Here is a 16,638-nt window from a genome sequence, read left to right as displayed (position 1 = left end):
GCGTCGCCATGACCGAAGAACCCTTGAAATCCAATCTGCGTTTTTGGACCGATCGCCCTCTAGCCTTCAAAGGCCTTGTCGTCATCGCGCTGCCGCTGGCAATCCTGCTCAGCGCACTCTTTTCGCTGTATCTAGCGAGCTCTGCCGAGGCCGAAGCCGAAGATGATGTTCGCCGGGCATTTGCCATTCAGCGCGACACCTACCAGGTGCACGCCTTGCTGGCAGAGGCGGCCGCCGGGGTGCGGGGTTTTGTCCTGACGCGCGAAGAGCGATTCTTGGAGCCTTATAAGAGGGCAGAAACCGACTTGCCTGCCACGATGAATCGCCTCGACATAGCTATCGAAGACGAGGTCGTGCGCGGCCATTTCGAATACTTGCAGGAGGTTGTGGCGACCAAACGAGATGGGCTCTCTTCGACTGTCGCACTCGCGGGCGCTCCAAACACAATCAGCGAGATAAGCCTAGAAAACGCTTTGCTGGATAACAGGCAATCGCTCGACGCCGTGCGAATGGCGGTAGAGGAAGTGCAGCGCACGGAAGCGATTGTGTTAGAGCGGCGCCAGATCCTCGTCGACAACGTGCGAACCGGATTTCTCGGTCTCACCGCCGTAAGCGCGGTTATCGGTCTCTTGGGCAGCATCGCGGGTGTGTATCTATTCTCGACCGGTATTGTCCGGCGGGTAAGCCGGCTGGAGGAGAACGCCGGGAAGCTCGCCCGCGGGGAGCGGCTTCGTGAGCTGCCGGAGGAATCAGATGAAATCGGCAGACTTGCGAAGCGCTTGACTCGCGCCAGCGCCCTTCTGCGGGCACGCGAGGAAGACCTGCGCGCGAGCGAAGAACGGTTTCGTCTCGTTATAGAAAGGGTGCGCGATTATGGCATCTTCACTCTTGATAAGGATGGCGTTGTTACGAGCTGGAATCTCGGGGCCAAGCGCATCAAAGGTTGGAGCGCGGACGAGATCCTAAATCAGCATTTTAGCCGGTTTTATCCCGAGGAGACGCGGGATTTCCTTCCTGCTCAAATGCTCGAGCGAGCACGCGCCGAAGGCGCGGCGGAGGACGAGGGTTGGCGTGTGCGAAAGGACGGTACGCGTTTCTGGGCCAATGTCGTCATTACCGCCTTGCGCGATGAGGAAGGCGAACTTCAGGGCTTTGCTAAAGTCACGCGTGACATGTCCGAACGCCGCCGAAGCGAAGAAGCGTTGCGTTTGGCGCGCGAAGAAGCCGTTGCGGCCAACCGCGCGAAGACGCAATTCCTTTCGCGCACCAGCCATGAATTACGGACGCCGCTCAATGCGATCCTGGGCTTCGGTCAGTTGCTGGAAATCTCCGAAGAAGAGTTCGAAAGTCACCACCGCGAGGCGATCGGACAGATCGCAAAAGCCGGAAGACACCTACTTTCACTCATCAATGATCTGCTCGATATTTCCAGTATCGAAGCCGGCGCGACCGATGTCGAAATCGAACCTGTGCCGGTGGCCGTATTTCTGCAGGACTTGTACGCGTTGGCGGCGCCGATCGTTGCAAGCGCAGGCCTCCGTTTCGATCTGGACATTCCGACAGAGGACTGCAGCGTCTTGGCCGACCGGCGCCGGGCAACGCAGGTCGTGCTGAATCTCATCGGCAACGCGGCTAAGTACAATACTTCCGGTTGCTCGGTGCGTCTGGGAGCAGCACTTTGGGACGATACGGTTGCGTTTATCGTAGAAGATGACGGGCCCGGCATCGCGCCCGCCGATGTACCGCGGCTTTTCACGGCATTCGATCGGCTAGGACAGCAGGATCGCGCCAAGATCGAAGGTACGGGCTTAGGTCTCGCTTTGTCGAAGAGTCTAGCTGAATCGATGGACGGAGGTCTCACCTATGAGGCCGCGAACAAAGGAGCACGCTTTTGCTTCACCGTTCGTAAAAGTGCAGCTGGGGCCGGTGCGCCCAACAACGCGGCAGGAGAAGCAACAGCATGACCAAGCGGCTGGTTGATAGCGACGAAATCCTCTCGTGCCGCATCCTCGCTATCGATGACGAAGAGGCCAACATCGCACTCCTTCGCAACGTGCTTGAGCGTGAGGGATACTCTCAGATCGAGTGCCTTACAGATCCGCGCGAAGCGCTCGCAACATACATGGAGTTCGAGCCCGATATCGTCCTTCTCGATCTCATGATGCCCGAAGTAGATGGGTTTCAGCTGCTCGAATCATTCGGACGACACGATGCCGCGGACGAATTTCGCCCGATCCTTGTGCTGACGGCGGATACGACGGTCCAGGCCCGGCGAAGGGCCCTGGCTCTTGGTGCCAAAGACTTTGTGTCGAAACCGTTCGACGTGATTGAGGTTGGCTTGCGTATCTCGAATCTGCTTGAGACGCGCATACTGTACTCCCGTCTGAAACCTTAAACAGCAGCAAATCCAAGGTCGGCCGTGCGATTTATCGTGTTTACGCGCTGCGTACAACGCTTTGCCACTCAATTAGTGTGATTAGCCCTGCATCGCCTATAAAGCCCGCAAGCCATTGATTTATAAGACAGAATGGTGCCGCTTACGTGACTCGAACACGTGACCCCATCATTACGAATGATGTGCTCTACCAACTGAGCTAAAGCGGCACTGCGGGTCGCGCTTTTCGCGACCGGGAATGGAGGCCCGAGCCGGAATCGAACCGGCGTGCAAGGATTTGCAGTCCTCTGCGTAACCACTCCGCCATCGGGCCGAGCCACCTGCTGCTTGCATCGCTTAACAGCAAACGGAGCGCGCGCACTAGCGATTCGCTGCGATAAAGGCAATCCGCCAATCGCTTTGCCCTTCGCATTGGCTGCTAATCCCCAATATATCGCGCTGTAAGCGCCGCTTTTGGAACGCGCCTTTACGCAACGTCAGTCTGGACCGACCGCGCAGAGCCGGGCAAACGGGCGCTCATGACTATCGCAAGCCTACTCGAGCCCATCACCGGGCAGCCCGGCCCGGCGCGGCTCGTCCATGCGGCCGACTGGATGCAGGGACGCACGCTTTACGGCGGGGCATCCGCTCTGGTTGCCTACACGATGGCGCAGCGCGCATTCACGGGTCTCCCTCCCCTTCGCGCGGCACAAATCGGCTTTGTGGCGCCGATTGGCGAGGAAATAGAGCTCCATGCGGAAATTATCCGCGAGGGCAGGAATGTCACGCAGGTCCGAAGCGAAATTCATTCCGGCGGCAAGACAGCGCTCACCGCGTTCTGGCTGTTTGCGGCGCAGCGCGACGCCAATGCGAAGCGGGCGGCCGATGATCTTGCCGATTGGCCGGGCGCTCCGGAGGACAGCCCGCAGGCCATGAAAGGTCAGGGCCCCGCCTTCATCCAGAACAACTTCGAATTGCGCTACGGCCAGGACAAAGAGGCCGACCACGGCGCGACCATCCGGCGCTGGGCGCGGCTGACCGAGGACCATGACCTCGATCCGGTTAGCAAGCTGGTACTGATGGGCGACGTGATGCCGCCCGGAGCGATGCGCATTATGCAGCGTATGGGGCCTATCAGCTCGATCAACTGGTCGTTCAACGTGCTCGACCCGTTCACCCAGTCAGAGGGCGGCTGGTACCTCGCGGAGAATGCGAGCCAATATGCCGATAGCGGTTACTCTTCCGAGCGTTTGCGCATGTGGGACAGCGATGGCCGCCAGGTTATCGAAGGTCTGCAATGCGTTGCAGTCTTCGGCTGAAGCGGCGCGTTACACGTCCTCGAAGCTGGCTTTGCGCTTTTCCATTCCGGCCATAACCGCCTCGACCTGATTTTTCGTCCGCATGATCGCGTGCTGCTCGATGCTTTCTTCGAGCAGGATCGCATCGGTGTCGCGCTCAAGCATGCCGGCCTGAAGCCGTTTTGCTGCACGGATGGCGTGCGGATTGCGATTCGCAATCTCGGCGGCGATCGCCGTCGCGCGCGCCAGCGGGTCTTCGTCGACATAGGTTGCTAGACCCAATTCCTTGGCATCCGCGCCAGAGAACTCACGGTTGGTGTAAATAAGCTCTCGCAGCACGTCGTCTCGCACGAGCCCGCGCCAGAGCGCGTAGCCGCCCATATCGGGGACGAGGCCCCATTTGAGCTCCATGATTGCCATTCGCGTTTCCGGATGGACGATGCGAAAATCCGCGCCACTCGCGATCTGCAAACCCCCGCCGAAACACACGCCATGCACGGCTGCGATGACCGGGACGGGAAGCTTTCGCCACTGCATCGCCACCTGCTGGAACTTGTTGGAATTTCCGTAAGTGCGCTCGGTAAGTTCCGGCTCGTCCGGGCTCGGTGCCCGGGCAAAGCTGGAGGTGTCTAGACCCGCGCAAAAGGCCTTACCCTCGCCCGACAGCACCACCGCGCGCAGCCCTTTTGTTCGCTGCAAAACGCTGCCCGCCTCGATGATCCGCTCGAACATTTCGGGGTCGAGCGCATTCATCTTGTCGGCACGGGTCAACCTGACCTGTGCGACCCCGTCATCACCCAATTCTATGGCGATCCGGTCGTTTGCGGGCATGGTGGCAGTTGGCATTTCGGTCCTCGGTATCGTGACGTTGCGATCTGTGTGCCAGTCGCATGATAGAGGCCGCGTTTCGCAAGTCCATATCCGCGGCAACCTCAAAGCCGGTCGGCGGAGCCTTTGTCGAAGAGGAAAACGCTCTGATCCGATGGAATGTCGAGGTAATATCCGCGCTCAGGGTCTGTCGCCAGCATGCCTGCGAGTCCGAACAAACCCAGCTTTGCTCGCACCCTCGCGACATGGACGGCGACGCTATTCGTTTCGGGATCGAAATTGATCCGCCAGACATCCGCAAGCAATTCCCTCCGGCTCATGGGCTCGCCGGGCTGTTCAGCCAGACGCCAGAGTAGTTCAAATTCTCTTGGATAAAGGGCAAGCCAACGATCGGCGATCCGTCCGTCACGGTGGAAGAGATCGAGGGTGATGTCGCCCGCCTCGCGAAACCGGGGGATCAGGGTATCGCTGTCAGGAAAAACACTGGTTGCGGCACTTGAATTCACAGATTGCCCCCTGCTCGCATGGAATAAACCGAGCGGTGTGTGATGATAAGATGATCGATCAGCTCGATATCGAGCGCTCTGCCAACCTCGATCAGGCGGCGCGTTGCGGAAATATCCCTGTCGCTCGGCCGGCAGTCCCCCGACGGATGGTTATGCGCAACGATCAGATTGCTCGATCCGCAAGCCAGCGCATGACCAAAAATCTCCCGCATCCTGAGCGACAGGAATGCTCCACTTCCCTGGCCCATGCTTTCGTCGGCGAGGTAACGTCGGTTGCGATCCAGAAAAATCGTATGCAGTCGCTCGCGATGAGAGCATTCATCGAGAACTTTGCCACGCAGATAATCGACCAGCGACGTCGTCTGCGCAGCTTGCGCGTCTGTGACTTCATTGAAGTGTCGCTGAGAAATAGCGGTCATGGATTCTTACCCGCCGGTCCGGCTAGGTTGCCGGGTCCGAATGGAAATCGGATTGGAACCCGCCAATCGCGATATTCGCCGTAAAGCTTCTTACGTCGGATGTGCCGAAAGAGCCCCAGGGCCATGAGGATGATCTGAAAATAGGACGGCCCTATGACAAGGACGGCGTGTGCTAATGGTGTCACCACGTCAACGGCGAAGCGCACCGCATGAGCCGAAGCCGCCACAACTTGAAAACCCGCGATCCAGAGAGTGTAGTTTCGATTGGCGTAGAGTGCGATCATCGTGAAAGCTATCGCGGTGACCGTATCCATCGTGGCAAAATAAACGCCTCCGCCTGCGAAGATCAGAGCGTCTCCGGTGATTGCCTCTATGACCACTATCGGAAGGATCAACAGGCCGACGAAGACACATGCGACCGCTCGTTCAGGCGCGCCGCCCCAGCGCAACATCGCAAGCCCAAGCAGGATGCTCACGAACTGCTGCGCCAGGGCGCGGTTCTCGAAGATCACTTCAAGCATGCCGAGCCATTTGTCGGTCAGGCGTCTTCGACTAACGCATCGGTTGCCTGCGCCTCACCAATGGCAGCTTCTGGCACTTCGGTTGGGATATTGCTTGAATCGCCGCCCATCTTTTCCCGCGCGACCTTGCTGAGTTCATCGTGAACACGCAGCAGGCTGGTCGACATTGCCATGGCCTGTGCCTCTGCCTGGTTCAGGCGCATCAATGCGCGCTGGCCGGTATGGACTTCCACGGCTGGGTTCTGACGCGCGGCGAGCATGGCCTGTTTAAGGCGCGTAAATGCGATCATGGATTCGTCAGCCAGCGCTTCTGCCTCGCGAATAAGCTTTTTAAGGTTGTGAGCATCATTCAATACGCGATCCGTCATTTTATTATCTCCGAACCCGCGATTGCTCAAAAGGCGGGACTAAGCTTGTTCCACGGGGACGCGCGCTTTCCCGTCCATTGCATCGCTCAATGCGACTGCCGCAGTCACGGATAGCACCACCGCGGCCAATATGCCGAAAGCGATGCCGATTACGGCAGCGAAGCGAAACAGGACGGCATGTTCGCCGTCGAGCACCCCAGGGACGACCTTTGGTTCGCCAGGACGCAGCCACGGCGCCTGTTCGATCAGGGGAAGAACATCGCTCATCACGAGTTCGCCTTGGTCGACCCGTTCACCGTTGTTGCTCTTCGGGTCGTTAAGCGGGACCTGATTTTTATTGTATACAGGTTCGCTGAAGGCCTTCTCAATGTCTTGAGGGGGCGCCTGCTGAGCCGAGATATCTGCGGATTCCGGAACAGGCTCGGTGGCGTTTGTCTCGCGGTAGCGCTCGACCAGATCGCCCAGATTGCTCACTTCAAAGATATTCTTAAGGGCGCGGATGTGCTGGTTTATCCGCGTCTCAGAGACGCCAAGTTCCTGAGCGATCACCTTTATTGGCATGCGGCGATCAATTCTTTCCATCACGGCCTGCTGCCTTTCGGTTAGCGGCCGCGCCGCTTGGGGCGGCATCTTTCTCTCCATTTAGTTTGCTTCTGACAACATGGTTAACGCACTGTGCGCGCGATTGCTCCGAAATAGAAGGTGAGTCTTGTTCGGTTTTCGAGCAGATCGATCATTGAGAAGGTCCATTAATGCCCAGCGACAAAAGGTATCGCTTCACGTTTCTTGCTGCTTGGCGCAGTCGTTGTTCATTTTCGACCATGGCAATTCGCACGAAGCCCTCGCCCTTTTCTCCATACCCGACACCCGGTGCGACCGCGACTTGTGCCTCGGTCAAAAGTTGCTTCGAAAATTCGAGACTCCCCATGTCGGCGAGAGCAGGCGGAAGCGGTGCCCAGGCGAACATCGATGCCGATGGAGCCGGGATCTCCCATCCGGCTCTGCCGAACGCCTCGACCATTACGTCTCTTCGTTTCCTGTAGAGGTTGCGATTGGCCTCCACGATGTCCTGCGGACCGTTGAGCGCAGCACAAGCTGCCGCCTGGATCGGGGTAAAAGCTCCATAGTCGAGGTAAGACTTAACCCGCGTGAGCGCTGCGATGAGCTGCTTGTTGCCCACGGCAAATCCCATTCGCCAGCCGGCCATGGAATAGGTCTTGCTCATGCTGGTAAACTCGACAGCAACGTCCTTGGCCCCCTCGACCTGCATGATCGAAGGTGTGGGCTCGCCATCGTAATAGAGTTCCGAATAGGCCAGATCGGACAGGACCCACACCTTGTTCTGCCGCGCCCAGTCCACCAGCCTTTCATAGAAAGCCAGATCCACCGTTTCAGCCGTGGGGTTCGACGGATAACTCACGACCAGCACACTCGGACGCGGCACCGTGTAATTCATCGCGCTTTCTAGGGACCGCCAATATTCCTCGTCCGGCGTCGTCGGAACGGCCCTGATGGTCGCTCCAGCAATGATGAACCCGAACCAGTGGATCGGATAGGACGGATTGGGGGCAAGGACGACGTCACCGGGTGCAGTGATAGCGTTGGCGAGGCTCGCGAGCCCCTCCTTCGATCCCATCGTGACGACCACTTCGCTTTCAGGATCGAGATCGACGCCAAAACGGCGCTCGTAATACCCCGCTTGCGCACGCCGCAGGCCCGGAATTCCTTTCGACTGCGAATATCCGTGCGCGTCAGGCTTCATCGCAACTTCGCAGAGCTTTTCGATCACATGCGGCGGCGGTGGCTGATCCGGATTTCCCATGCCGAGATCAATGATATCCTGTCCCGCCTGACGCGCCGCGTGCCGCATCGCGTTGACCTCTGCAATCACGTAAGGCGGCAACCGCTTCATGCGGTAGAATTGTTCGTCCATGGTGCTCCTGCCCCGATCCGCCTCGGTCAAAATGACAGCGGACTTGCAAAATACAGTAGGCCATTTGTTATCGATGTGGGAAGGCGTTTCCGCTAGAACCGTCGGCAAATATCAATCGCAGCACGCCGCCCCTTTGTTGATCGGCTGGCAAGGAAAGTTCGAGATATGGCAAACAGCGACAGCGCAAATCCGTTCAAAGCTCCCGAAGCCTTTCGCGCCTTTTTCGATATGCAGGGCGAGGCCATGCGCGAGATGGTGTCCGGCGCGATGCCCGGCCTGAAAGATGGACCGGATGCCGCAGCGGCCATGCAATCGTTCATGCCGGGGGATTTCACCGCGGCCGACCTCGCCGACTGGACCAAGGCAAGCGGCGAGTTGCAGAAGATGTGGCTCGAATTCGCGGCCTTTCAGGCGAAAAAGGCCGCCGAAAAGTCGACGGATGGCAAATACCTGCTCGACCCGGCGCAGTGGCTGATGATCTCGCAGAGCATGGTCGACCAGTTTCCCAAGGGCGCGTTTGATGCGCAGGCGAAACTTGCACAGGATTCGCTAGCGCTCTGGAAGGGTGTGTTCGAGCGCGTTGTCACTTCGACGACAAATGGTGGAAAATCGAATGACGAAGATGGTCCCGCTCTCCCGATAAAGGACCGGCGCTTTTCCGATCCGGCATGGCGCGAACATCCTGCATTCGCGCTGCTTCACCAGACCTACCTCATGCTCACCGAGTATTTCCGTCAATCGGTGCAATCGATGAACGGGCTCGACAAGGAAAAGCGCAAGCAGCTGGACTTTGCCGTCAGCGCCCTGTCGGAAGCGATGAGCCCTGACAATTTCCTGCTGACCAATCCCGTCGTCATGAAGCGCACGGTCGAAACGCGCGGTCAGAACCTCGTGCGCGGCATGCAGCATCTGATCAACGATTTGAAACGCGGCCAGTTGACCCATACCGATCCCGACGCCTTTACGCTGGGCGAAAACCTGGCCGCAACGCCCGGAAAAGTGGTTCACGAGACATCGCTCTATCAGCTTGTCCAGTACAGCCCTTCGACCAAGGAAGTGCTGGAAGTCCCGCTCGTGATCTTCCCCCCTTGGATAAACCGGTTCTACATTCTCGATCTGACGCCGAAGAAAAGCTTCATCAAATGGGCTGTCGATCAGGGCCTGACCGTATTCGTAGTCAGCTGGAAATCTGCCGACGAAACCATGCGCGATGTCGTGTGGGACGATTACATCCGCGCTCAGATCGAAGCCATCGACCACGTCCGCGATCGCCTGAAAGTGCCGTCCGTTCATGCCATCGGTTATTGCGTCGCAGGCACCACTTTGGCGGCTACGCTCGCTGTGCTTGCGCGGCGCGACGAAGCCGACAAGGTGAAAAGCGCGACATTCTTCACAGCGCAGGTGGATTTCGAGAAGAGCGGAGAGCTCAAGCATTTCATCGATGATGGCCAGTTGGAAATGATCGGAAAGCTCTCTCCGGAGGGCTATCTCGATGGTCGCTACCTTGCTGCTACGTTTAACGCGCTGCGCGGCAAGGACCTGATCTGGAACTACGTCGTAAACAACTACCTGCTAGGCGAAGACTATCCGGCCTTCGACCTGCTCCACTGGAACGGCGATGTGACGAATTTGCCGTCCAAATGGCACAACGATTACCTGAGGGATCTGTACCGCGACAACAAGCTGGTGGTCCCCGATGCGCTGACGGCTGACGGAACGCCGATCGACCTCACGAAGGTCGAGACGCCAAGTTTCGTGCAGGCAGGCAAGGAAGATCACATCGCGCCCGCCGAGAGCGTCTGGCGTCTCACCGATCATTTTTCGGGCCCGCTCGAATTTCTGCTTGCAGGATCGGGCCATATCGCCGGCGTTGTCAATCCGCCCGCCGCCGGAAAATATCAGTACTGGGTCGGTGATAGCGACGCTTCTTCATTGAAAGCCTATATCGAAAGCGCCGAAGAGCATCCGGGCAGTTGGTGGCCGCATTGGCTCGAATGGCTCCACAAGCAGGACGACAAGAAAGTCGCAGCAACCGGAAAACGCAAGCCTGGCGGGCGCGGCGACAAGGTGATCGAAGACGCTCCGGGACGTTACGTCAAAACCCGATAATTTTTTCACCCTCTGCCGTTTATTTGGGGAACTGCGGCAGCGCTTATCCGTTGAATTATCGTGCGAAAAGCCGCTATTGTGCAGTGCACAAAAAATCCTTGACTTCGCCGCTGCAATGCCTATTTTGTGCAGTGCAACATGAAGTGAGGAAATTATGGCTGAAGCCAAAACTCAATCGAAGATCGATGCCGCTGCAGAGAAGGCCTACGCTGAAGCAGCTTCCAAGACGGCTAGCGCCGCTAAGGTCGCCGACGCCGTAGAAGCAGACGCTCCGAAGCCAGCTCCGAAAGCTGCGGCTGTCAAGAAAGCAGTTGCTGCCCCGGCCAAAAAGGCACCGGCAAAGAAAACTACTGCCAAGCCAGCCGCGAAAAAGGCTCCGGCCCGGAAGGCTCCGGCCAAGAAAGCCGCTGCCAAGAAAGCACCGACCAAGACCGCAGCTAAGAAAACTCCCGCCAAGAAGCCGGTAGCTCGCAAGGCACCAGCCAAGAAGGCGGCACCGAAATCCACGAACACCAACCCCGTTACCAAACTCAAGGAAACCATCATGGCTACTGCAGAAAAGAAAGATTTCACCGCGACCGCAAAGGAAATGGCTGCTGACGTGCAAGAGCGCGTAAAGACTGCCTACGCCAACGCAGGCGAGTTCGCCGGCGAATTCGGTCAGTTCAACAAAGACAACGTCGAAGCTGTTGTCGAAAGCGGCAAGATCTTCTTCAGCGGCGCACAGGAACTGGCCCGCGACAACGTCGAAACCGGCAAGACGGTCGTCGAAACCGTTACTGAAGATGCGAAGAAGATGGTCGCTGTCAAATCGCCGACCGAACTCTTCCAGCTTCAGGGCGAACTGGCACGCCGCAACTTCGACGCAGTCGTCGGCTACGGCTCGAAGCGCACCGAAGCTTGGGTCAAGCTTTACAACGACGCGTTCGCTCCGATTTCGAACCGCGTTAGCGTCGCTGCCGAGAAGATCTCGAAGGCTGCGTAAGCACAGATTTCTAAGCCGGGCCTCTCCTCTCTCTCCCAATCCCGGTTTACGAAAGCGCGCTTAATTGCGCAGGGCCGGATGGACTACATGGTCTGTCCGGCCCTTTCTTGTGCTCACCGGGCTCAGCCGAGCAAACAGCAGGGAACCGCCGCGGCGACGCCTTGTTAAGGCAGGGCGCATTATGGTTTTCGACGAGCCCTTGCGATCACCGATACGAATCCCATAATGGAGCCTCATGGCAACGCCCCGCCCCACCCTTTATCCCGTCCGCCTGCCACTTACGCTCGTGCCTCTCGGCGCTGGCAGCGATGATCCCAGCAAAGACGGCGAAGGCGGCACTGACAACGAAGTCGGCGTTGCCACAAAGACCCGGACAAAGCCGAAAAAGCCGAGCCAGTACAAGGTTCTGCTTTTGAATGACGACTACACCCCGATGGAATTCGTGGTGATGGTGCTCAAGCGCTTTTTCTCAATGGATATCGAGCAGGCGACGCAGGTAATGCTGCACGTCCATCAGAAAGGCGTCGGCGTTTGCGGCATCTTTCCCTACGAAGTTGCCGAAACCAAGGTGAACCAGGTGATGGATTTCGCCCGTCAGAACCAGCATCCGCTGCAATGCACACTTGAGAAAGCGTGAGGCAGGGTCACCATCCCGAGCCTGATCCGGTCGGCCCAGGCCAGGAGAGTGTCTGGGATTATCCGCGTCCGGCGATCGCCGGACCGACCACCCGCCGCATCCAGATCATCCACCGCGACATCATGCTCGTCGATAGCAGCAACGCGTGGCGCACGCTCGAAACAAGCCACCCGCCGACCTATTATGTCCCGCAGTCCGATGTTGCGATGGAATACCTGTCGCCGAACTCGCGGCGCTCCATCTGCGAATGGAAGGGGCAGGCGAACTATTGGAACGTAACCATCGGCGATGAGCGCATCGAAGCGGCGGCGTGGTCTTACCCGGACCCAACGCCCAGTTTCGCGGGCATACGCGATCATCTGGCCTTCTATCCCGACCCTTTCGACAAATGCCTCGTCGATGGCGAAGTCATCACGCCGCAGGCAGGACAGTTCTACGGTGGCTGGATCAGCCAGTACGAGGCCGGCCCCTTCAAAGGCGGCCCTGGCAGTCGGTTCTGGTGAGCGCGAAGCCACCAAAAATGCGCACATGACCGCGCCGACATTTCGCGCTATGGGCGGCAAACGCAGGGAAAGCTGGTCAAACCGGCCTTCCCGATATTGATAGAGAGCAACGCGAGAGCGGATTTCCAAACGTGCTTAACGCCATCCCCAGTCTAGATCGGTATATCTTCCGGCTGGTGATCGTGCCCATGCTGGGCGTGTTCGCGCTCGCAGCATCGTTGTTCCTGCTCGACAAGATGCTGCGCCTGTTCGAATTCGTCGCGGTTGAAGGCGGCCCGATCAGCGTGGTCTTCAAGATGCTCGGCGCGCTCATTCCCGAATATGCGAGCCTTGCGATCCCACTTGGCCTGCTCCTTGGCGTGCTGCTCGCGTTTCGCAAACTCGCCACCTCCAGCGAGCTCGATACGATGCGTGCGGTCGGCCTGTCCTATTGGCGGTTGCTGCGTGTTCCTTACGCAATCACGCTGGTCCTCGTGGCGATCAATGTGGCCCTGGTTTTCTATGTCCAGCCGCTCAGCCGCTATTATTACGAGCAGATGGAGTACGAGCTCCGCTCCGGCGCGCTCGGGGCCTCGATCAAGGTCGGCGAATTCACTACGCTAGCCGATCGCATGGCATTGAGGATCGAAGAGAGCGAAGATGAAGGCAGGCGCCTTATCGGGATTTTCGCAAGGGTTGCGAACGACAGCGACCAAGTCCTCTCCATCAGCGCTCGCGAAGGCTCTTTCCTGGCAACGACCGACGATCCCAACACCATCATTCTGAGGCTGAGCGAAGGGACCATCATTCAGGACACGGGCAGCGACACACCCCGCGTCCTTTCCTTCAGCCGTCACGACCTTCCGATCGACCTGCCTGCGATCGAGCAGTTCCGCGCCAGAGGCGATGCGTCGCGTGAGTTCATTCTGCCGGAGCTCCTTAGGATAGGCTGGAACGACAATGCGGACGAAGAGACACGCGACGCGAGCCAGGCGTCGTTCAACTTCCGCCTGGTGGAAGTGGTGATGATGCTCTTGCTCCCGCTTCTGGCGGTATCGCTCGCCATTCCGCCAAAACGCTCTACCAGCGCTCTTGGCGTGTTCGTGTCGATCGTGATGGTGGTCGCTTATCACAAGGTGAATCAATACGGTGAAGACGTAGCGGCGCTCGGCAGGATTGATCCGATTATCGCCCTTTGGGGACCGTTCGTGATCTTCGCGGTCCTCATCATCTGGATGTACTACCGCGTCGCCCATGTGCCGGGCGGGCAGGCCATCGGCGCGCTCGAAACTGCTTTCGCCAAGATATCGCGGCAGCTTGCCAAGCTGTTCGGCCGCCGCCGCGCGAGGACCGCCCTGCCCGAGGATGCCGATCCGCAATTGGCTCCGGCGGAATAAGCGGATATCCGACCCGCAATGCAGCTCGATTTCTTCCCCTCGCGCACGCTCACCATCTACATGGCGAAAGCGTTCGTGGTCCGGATTCTCGCAGTCCTCGTCATGCTGGTGCTGGTGCTTCTGGCGCTCGACCTGCTTTCGGCCACGGGTGATATCCTAACGCCAGAGGGCAACGGTCAGGCTGAGATCATTCGCTATGCCAGTCTGCGCATCCCTCAGCTGGTTTCGCGTTTTCTGCCGTATTCGGTGCTCCTCGCTACGCTCATCACCCTCGTGACGCTCAACCAGAACAGCGAAGTCGTGGCGATGAAGGCTGCCGGTTTGTCCGCGCATCAGGTCCTTGCCCCGCTGCTTCTCACCGCGGCTCTCGTTTCGGTGATCAGCTTCGCCTTCAACGAGCGCATCGTTACCCGCGCCAACTCCGCCCTGAAAGCGTGGGAAGCGGTCGATTACGGGGCCATTCCCGCCGACAGCGGCACCCGATCGAACATCTACCTCACCGATGGTTCGAACATTTTGACCGCAGCCACCTTATCCGGAACCGGGGATCAGACAACGCTCTCCGGCGTGACGTGGTACGAACGCGGCCCGACCGGGATCATTCGCGAGCAAATCAACGCGGCCAGTGCGACTTACACAGCCCCCGGATGGAGGCTGGAGAACCCCGTGCGCTTCGATGTCGGCGGTGCCGAGACCCAGACTGTCTCGGGCCTCGTCGTGGGTGAGACACTGACACCCGAGCAGATCGATTTTCAGTCGATCGATCCTGACGGGCAATCCTTCTGGGAACTGTCGGAAACGATCGACGCCTATGAGGCCGTTGGCAGGCGCACGTCGGAAATGCGCGCGAGTTGGTGGCATCGCTTGTCCGGTCCGTTATCGGCGCTGCTAATGCCGCTGCTCGGTTCGGTCGCAGCCTTCGGACTGGCGCGGTCGGGCCAGCTGTTCGTTAGAGCCGTCATTGGGATGGCGCTCGGTTTCGCCTATTTCGTGGTCGACAATGCGGCTCTCGCAATGGGCAGCTTTGGCGGATACCCGCCTTTTCTTGCCGCGTGGGCGCCGTTTTTCCTGTTCCTGCTGGTGGGTGAAACCGTGCTTGTTCGGACGGAAGAATGAGCCGCGCAAATGTGAGCGGCGATTGGTCCCTGCGTCTGGCGAGACCGCAGGACGTAGACGCCATGCCGGCAATAGAACGAGCGGCGGCGGAGCTGTTCATGGGTGAGCCTAGCCTCGAAAACTTCGATCCCGACGACACTTGGGAACCGGCCGAACTTCGCCGCTTCATTGGCAAGGGGCACTGCCTTGTCAGTCATGTCGGCGAGGAAATGGCGGGATTTCTCGTTAGCGAACCCTTTGGGCGCGAGCTGCACATCTGGGAGATGGATGTTCTCCCTCGCTTCCAGAAACGCGGTATCGGTGCAGGACTGGTCAGAGCCTCGCAGATCGATGCGCGCAATTCAGGCTTCCGCGCCATTACCCTCACGACATTCCGGGACCTGCCCTGGAACGCGCCGTTTTATGCGAGACTGGGGTTCGAGGAAGTCACCGCTCTCGATGCCCACCCGCGGCTTGCCGGCGAACTGGCCAACGAAGCTGATGATGGGTTTCCGATGGATCGCCGCTGCGCGATGATCCAGTTCATCGATTGATCGAACGCTTACCGCCGGATCATCGTGCTGCGGGCAATTCGTCCGACCAACGGCAACATCCCCGCATGGTTCGCCCCTTCATAGGTGGAACCCTTCCCCAATTCGGCGTTGAGGCGGCGATGCGCTTCGGGAAGATCGTGGTACGGCATGGATGGCATCAGGTGATGCAGCGCGTGATAGCGCAGCCCGACAGGTGCCCAAAGCTCGGCAACCCGCCCCGGTGGGGGCACGTTCACGCTATCAAGGAACTGCGCGGTGACCGTCATCGGTTCGCCCTCGTTTTCCCAGAGGTGCGCCACGAGGGTGCGCAGCTGATTGAGAACGGCGGTGAGAGAGAAGATAGCAAAAGCAATCAGAACGGGACGCCAATCGAGCACTAGCGGGCTGAGCAGGATGGCAATCGCCCACACGCTCGCCGCGCTTTCCTGCCAGAGAACCCGCTTGCGAAAATCGCCGGTCGGCGCTTTTCGCCGGAACTCCGGATTGATCGAAAGCGCGGAAAAGCGCTGCCATACGAAATTGCGAACAGCCGGAATGACCAGGCCAAGCGGTACCAGTACCGCGAACCTTACGATAAGCGCGAAGGGGGCCAGCAAGGCGATCAGCACAAAAACCGGCAGGCTCCACGGCTTCATCAAGGCGAGCGGTAAGTATTCCGGGTCCTCGACCGTGCCGTATTGCGTGCGCTTGTGATGGATCACGTGCACACCTTCATACATGAAGCTCGGCGTGAGCATCGGGACACCGACCAGCATGTTCCAACCCAGCCGGAACCCGGGCAGCGCGTCTTTGCGAATGTGGGTCAACTCATGAATGAACATGAGCGCGCGGTAGAGAGCAAGCGAGGCAATCAAGCCTGCAACAACCGACACGGCCAGATTGCCTGAAAGGATCGAAGTAGCCATGCCGAGATATCCGACACCTGCGGAAACCAGCATGTCGCTCCAGTAAATGGAGGCCTTCGCCTCGCCGAGATCCTTTGTCAGATCGCGAGCAGCACGCAGCATATCCTTGTCGTCATTAGTCTGGAACTGAGCGCGCGTGGCGATGCCTTCACGGCGTTCGACCGTGGGCATATCTCGCGTGATCAGATGAGTTTGCTGCGTATTCATAACTTCGAGTTCGACATGCT

Annotated in this window: 18 protein-coding genes and 2 tRNA genes; 10 read left to right on the top strand and 10 right to left on the bottom strand. The window is 58.8% G+C overall.

Going from position 1 to position 16,638, the window contains the following annotated elements:
* Nucleotides 1–8 precede the first annotated feature (8 nt).
* Both IB285_RS00920 and IB285_RS00915 read left to right on the top strand, forming a co-directional pair.
* Nucleotides 9–1,964 carry a sensor histidine kinase gene (locus IB285_RS00920; RefSeq protein WP_190786406.1) on the top strand — a complete coding sequence of 652 codons (1,956 nt, stop codon included), beginning with the start codon at nucleotides 9–11 and terminating at the stop codon, nucleotides 1,962–1,964.
* On the top strand, nucleotides 1,961–2,395 hold the full coding sequence (locus IB285_RS00915; protein ID WP_190786405.1) for a response regulator: 435 nt from the start codon (nucleotides 1,961–1,963) through the stop codon (nucleotides 2,393–2,395). The genes IB285_RS00920 and IB285_RS00915 overlap by 4 nt, the downstream gene beginning before the upstream one ends.
* A 133-nt stretch (nucleotides 2,396–2,528) precedes the next feature.
* Here the strand turns inward: IB285_RS00915 and IB285_RS00910 are convergent.
* A tRNA-Thr gene (locus IB285_RS00910) sits at nucleotides 2,529–2,604 on the bottom strand.
* Nucleotides 2,605–2,634: 30 nt separating this feature from the next.
* Nucleotides 2,635–2,708 (bottom strand) — tRNA-Cys (locus IB285_RS00905).
* Nucleotides 2,709–2,913: 205 nt separating this feature from the next.
* Between IB285_RS00905 and IB285_RS00900 the strand changes: the two genes are divergently transcribed.
* Nucleotides 2,914–3,693: an acyl-CoA thioesterase gene (locus tag IB285_RS00900; protein WP_190786404.1), complete on the top strand. Its 780-nt coding sequence runs from the start codon at nucleotides 2,914–2,916 to the stop codon at nucleotides 3,691–3,693.
* Nucleotides 3,694–3,702: 9 nt separating this feature from the next.
* Here the strand turns inward: IB285_RS00900 and IB285_RS00895 are convergent, their stop codons facing one another.
* The 7 genes from IB285_RS00895 to IB285_RS00865 all read right to left on the bottom strand — a co-directional run bounded on the left by IB285_RS00895 (nucleotide 3,703) and on the right by IB285_RS00865 (nucleotide 8,247).
* Nucleotides 3,703–4,518: a crotonase/enoyl-CoA hydratase family protein gene (locus tag IB285_RS00895; protein WP_190786403.1), complete on the bottom strand. Its 816-nt coding sequence runs from the start codon at nucleotides 4,516–4,518 to the stop codon at nucleotides 3,703–3,705.
* A gap of 86 nt (nucleotides 4,519–4,604) precedes the next feature.
* Nucleotides 4,605–5,006, bottom strand: a complete 402-nt coding sequence (locus IB285_RS00890; RefSeq protein WP_328705828.1) for a winged helix-turn-helix domain-containing protein — start codon at nucleotides 5,004–5,006, stop codon at nucleotides 4,605–4,607.
* Nucleotides 5,003–5,425, bottom strand: a complete 423-nt coding sequence (locus tag IB285_RS00885; protein WP_190786402.1) for a JAB domain-containing protein — start codon at nucleotides 5,423–5,425, stop codon at nucleotides 5,003–5,005. Before IB285_RS00885 ends, IB285_RS00890 begins: the two co-directional genes overlap by 4 nt.
* Nucleotides 5,422–5,946: a hypothetical protein gene (locus tag IB285_RS00880; protein WP_190786401.1), complete on the bottom strand. Its 525-nt coding sequence runs from the start codon at nucleotides 5,944–5,946 to the stop codon at nucleotides 5,422–5,424. Before IB285_RS00880 ends, IB285_RS00885 begins: the two co-directional genes overlap by 4 nt.
* A 17-nt stretch (nucleotides 5,947–5,963) precedes the next feature.
* Nucleotides 5,964–6,344 (bottom strand): hypothetical protein, encoded by a 381-nt coding sequence (locus IB285_RS00875; RefSeq protein WP_234033021.1) that lies wholly within the window; start codon nucleotides 6,342–6,344, stop codon nucleotides 5,964–5,966.
* Nucleotides 6,345–6,353: 9 nt separating this feature from the next.
* Nucleotides 6,354–6,875: a hypothetical protein gene (locus IB285_RS00870; RefSeq protein WP_234033020.1), complete on the bottom strand. Its 522-nt coding sequence runs from the start codon at nucleotides 6,873–6,875 to the stop codon at nucleotides 6,354–6,356.
* Nucleotides 6,876–7,047: 172 nt separating this feature from the next.
* Nucleotides 7,048–8,247 (bottom strand): LL-diaminopimelate aminotransferase, encoded by a 1,200-nt coding sequence (locus tag IB285_RS00865; RefSeq protein WP_190786399.1) that lies wholly within the window; start codon nucleotides 8,245–8,247, stop codon nucleotides 7,048–7,050.
* A 165-nt stretch (nucleotides 8,248–8,412) separates the two neighbouring features.
* Here IB285_RS00865 and IB285_RS00860 point away from each other — a divergent pair, with 165 nt between their 5' ends.
* The 7 genes from IB285_RS00860 (at nucleotide 8,413) to IB285_RS00830 (ending at nucleotide 15,506) form a co-directional block, all read left to right on the top strand.
* Nucleotides 8,413–10,356: a PHA/PHB synthase family protein gene (locus IB285_RS00860; protein WP_234033019.1), complete on the top strand. Its 1,944-nt coding sequence runs from the start codon at nucleotides 8,413–8,415 to the stop codon at nucleotides 10,354–10,356.
* A gap of 154 nt (nucleotides 10,357–10,510) precedes the next feature.
* Nucleotides 10,511–11,341, top strand: a complete 831-nt coding sequence (locus IB285_RS00855) for a phasin family protein (RefSeq protein WP_190786398.1) — start codon at nucleotides 10,511–10,513, stop codon at nucleotides 11,339–11,341.
* 235 nt (nucleotides 11,342–11,576) lie between these two features.
* Complete coding sequence (gene clpS / locus IB285_RS00850; RefSeq protein WP_234033018.1) at nucleotides 11,577–11,978, top strand: ATP-dependent Clp protease adapter ClpS; 402 nt, start codon at nucleotides 11,577–11,579, stop codon at nucleotides 11,976–11,978.
* Complete coding sequence (locus IB285_RS00845; RefSeq protein ID WP_190786397.1) at nucleotides 11,975–12,481, top strand: DUF427 domain-containing protein; 507 nt, start codon at nucleotides 11,975–11,977, stop codon at nucleotides 12,479–12,481. The genes clpS and IB285_RS00845 overlap by 4 nt, the downstream gene beginning before the upstream one ends.
* Before the next feature lie 131 nt (nucleotides 12,482–12,612).
* Nucleotides 12,613–13,857 carry an LptF/LptG family permease gene (locus IB285_RS00840; protein ID WP_190786396.1) on the top strand — a complete coding sequence of 415 codons (1,245 nt, stop codon included), beginning with the start codon at nucleotides 12,613–12,615 and terminating at the stop codon, nucleotides 13,855–13,857.
* 18 nt (nucleotides 13,858–13,875) lie between these two features.
* Entirely contained in the window at nucleotides 13,876–14,973 is a 1,098-nt protein-coding gene (gene lptG / locus IB285_RS00835; protein ID WP_190786395.1) for an LPS export ABC transporter permease LptG, read from the top strand.
* The gene (locus tag IB285_RS00830) at nucleotides 14,970–15,506 is read left to right on the top strand and encodes a GNAT family N-acetyltransferase (protein WP_190786394.1); all 537 of its coding nucleotides are present in this window, start codon (nucleotides 14,970–14,972) and stop codon (nucleotides 15,504–15,506) included. Before lptG ends, IB285_RS00830 begins: the two co-directional genes overlap by 4 nt.
* Nucleotides 15,507–15,514: 8 nt before the next feature.
* Here the strand turns inward: IB285_RS00830 and IB285_RS00825 are convergent, their stop codons facing one another.
* Entirely contained in the window at nucleotides 15,515–16,582 is a 1,068-nt protein-coding gene (locus tag IB285_RS00825) for a fatty acid desaturase family protein (RefSeq protein ID WP_190788927.1), read from the bottom strand.
* Nucleotides 16,583–16,638 lie beyond the last annotated feature (56 nt).

This window comes from Erythrobacter rubeus (genome assembly GCF_014705715.1).
Lineage (GTDB): Bacteria > Pseudomonadota > Alphaproteobacteria > Sphingomonadales > Sphingomonadaceae > Erythrobacter > Erythrobacter rubeus.
This window is presented reverse-complemented; position numbering and strand designations above follow the sequence as displayed.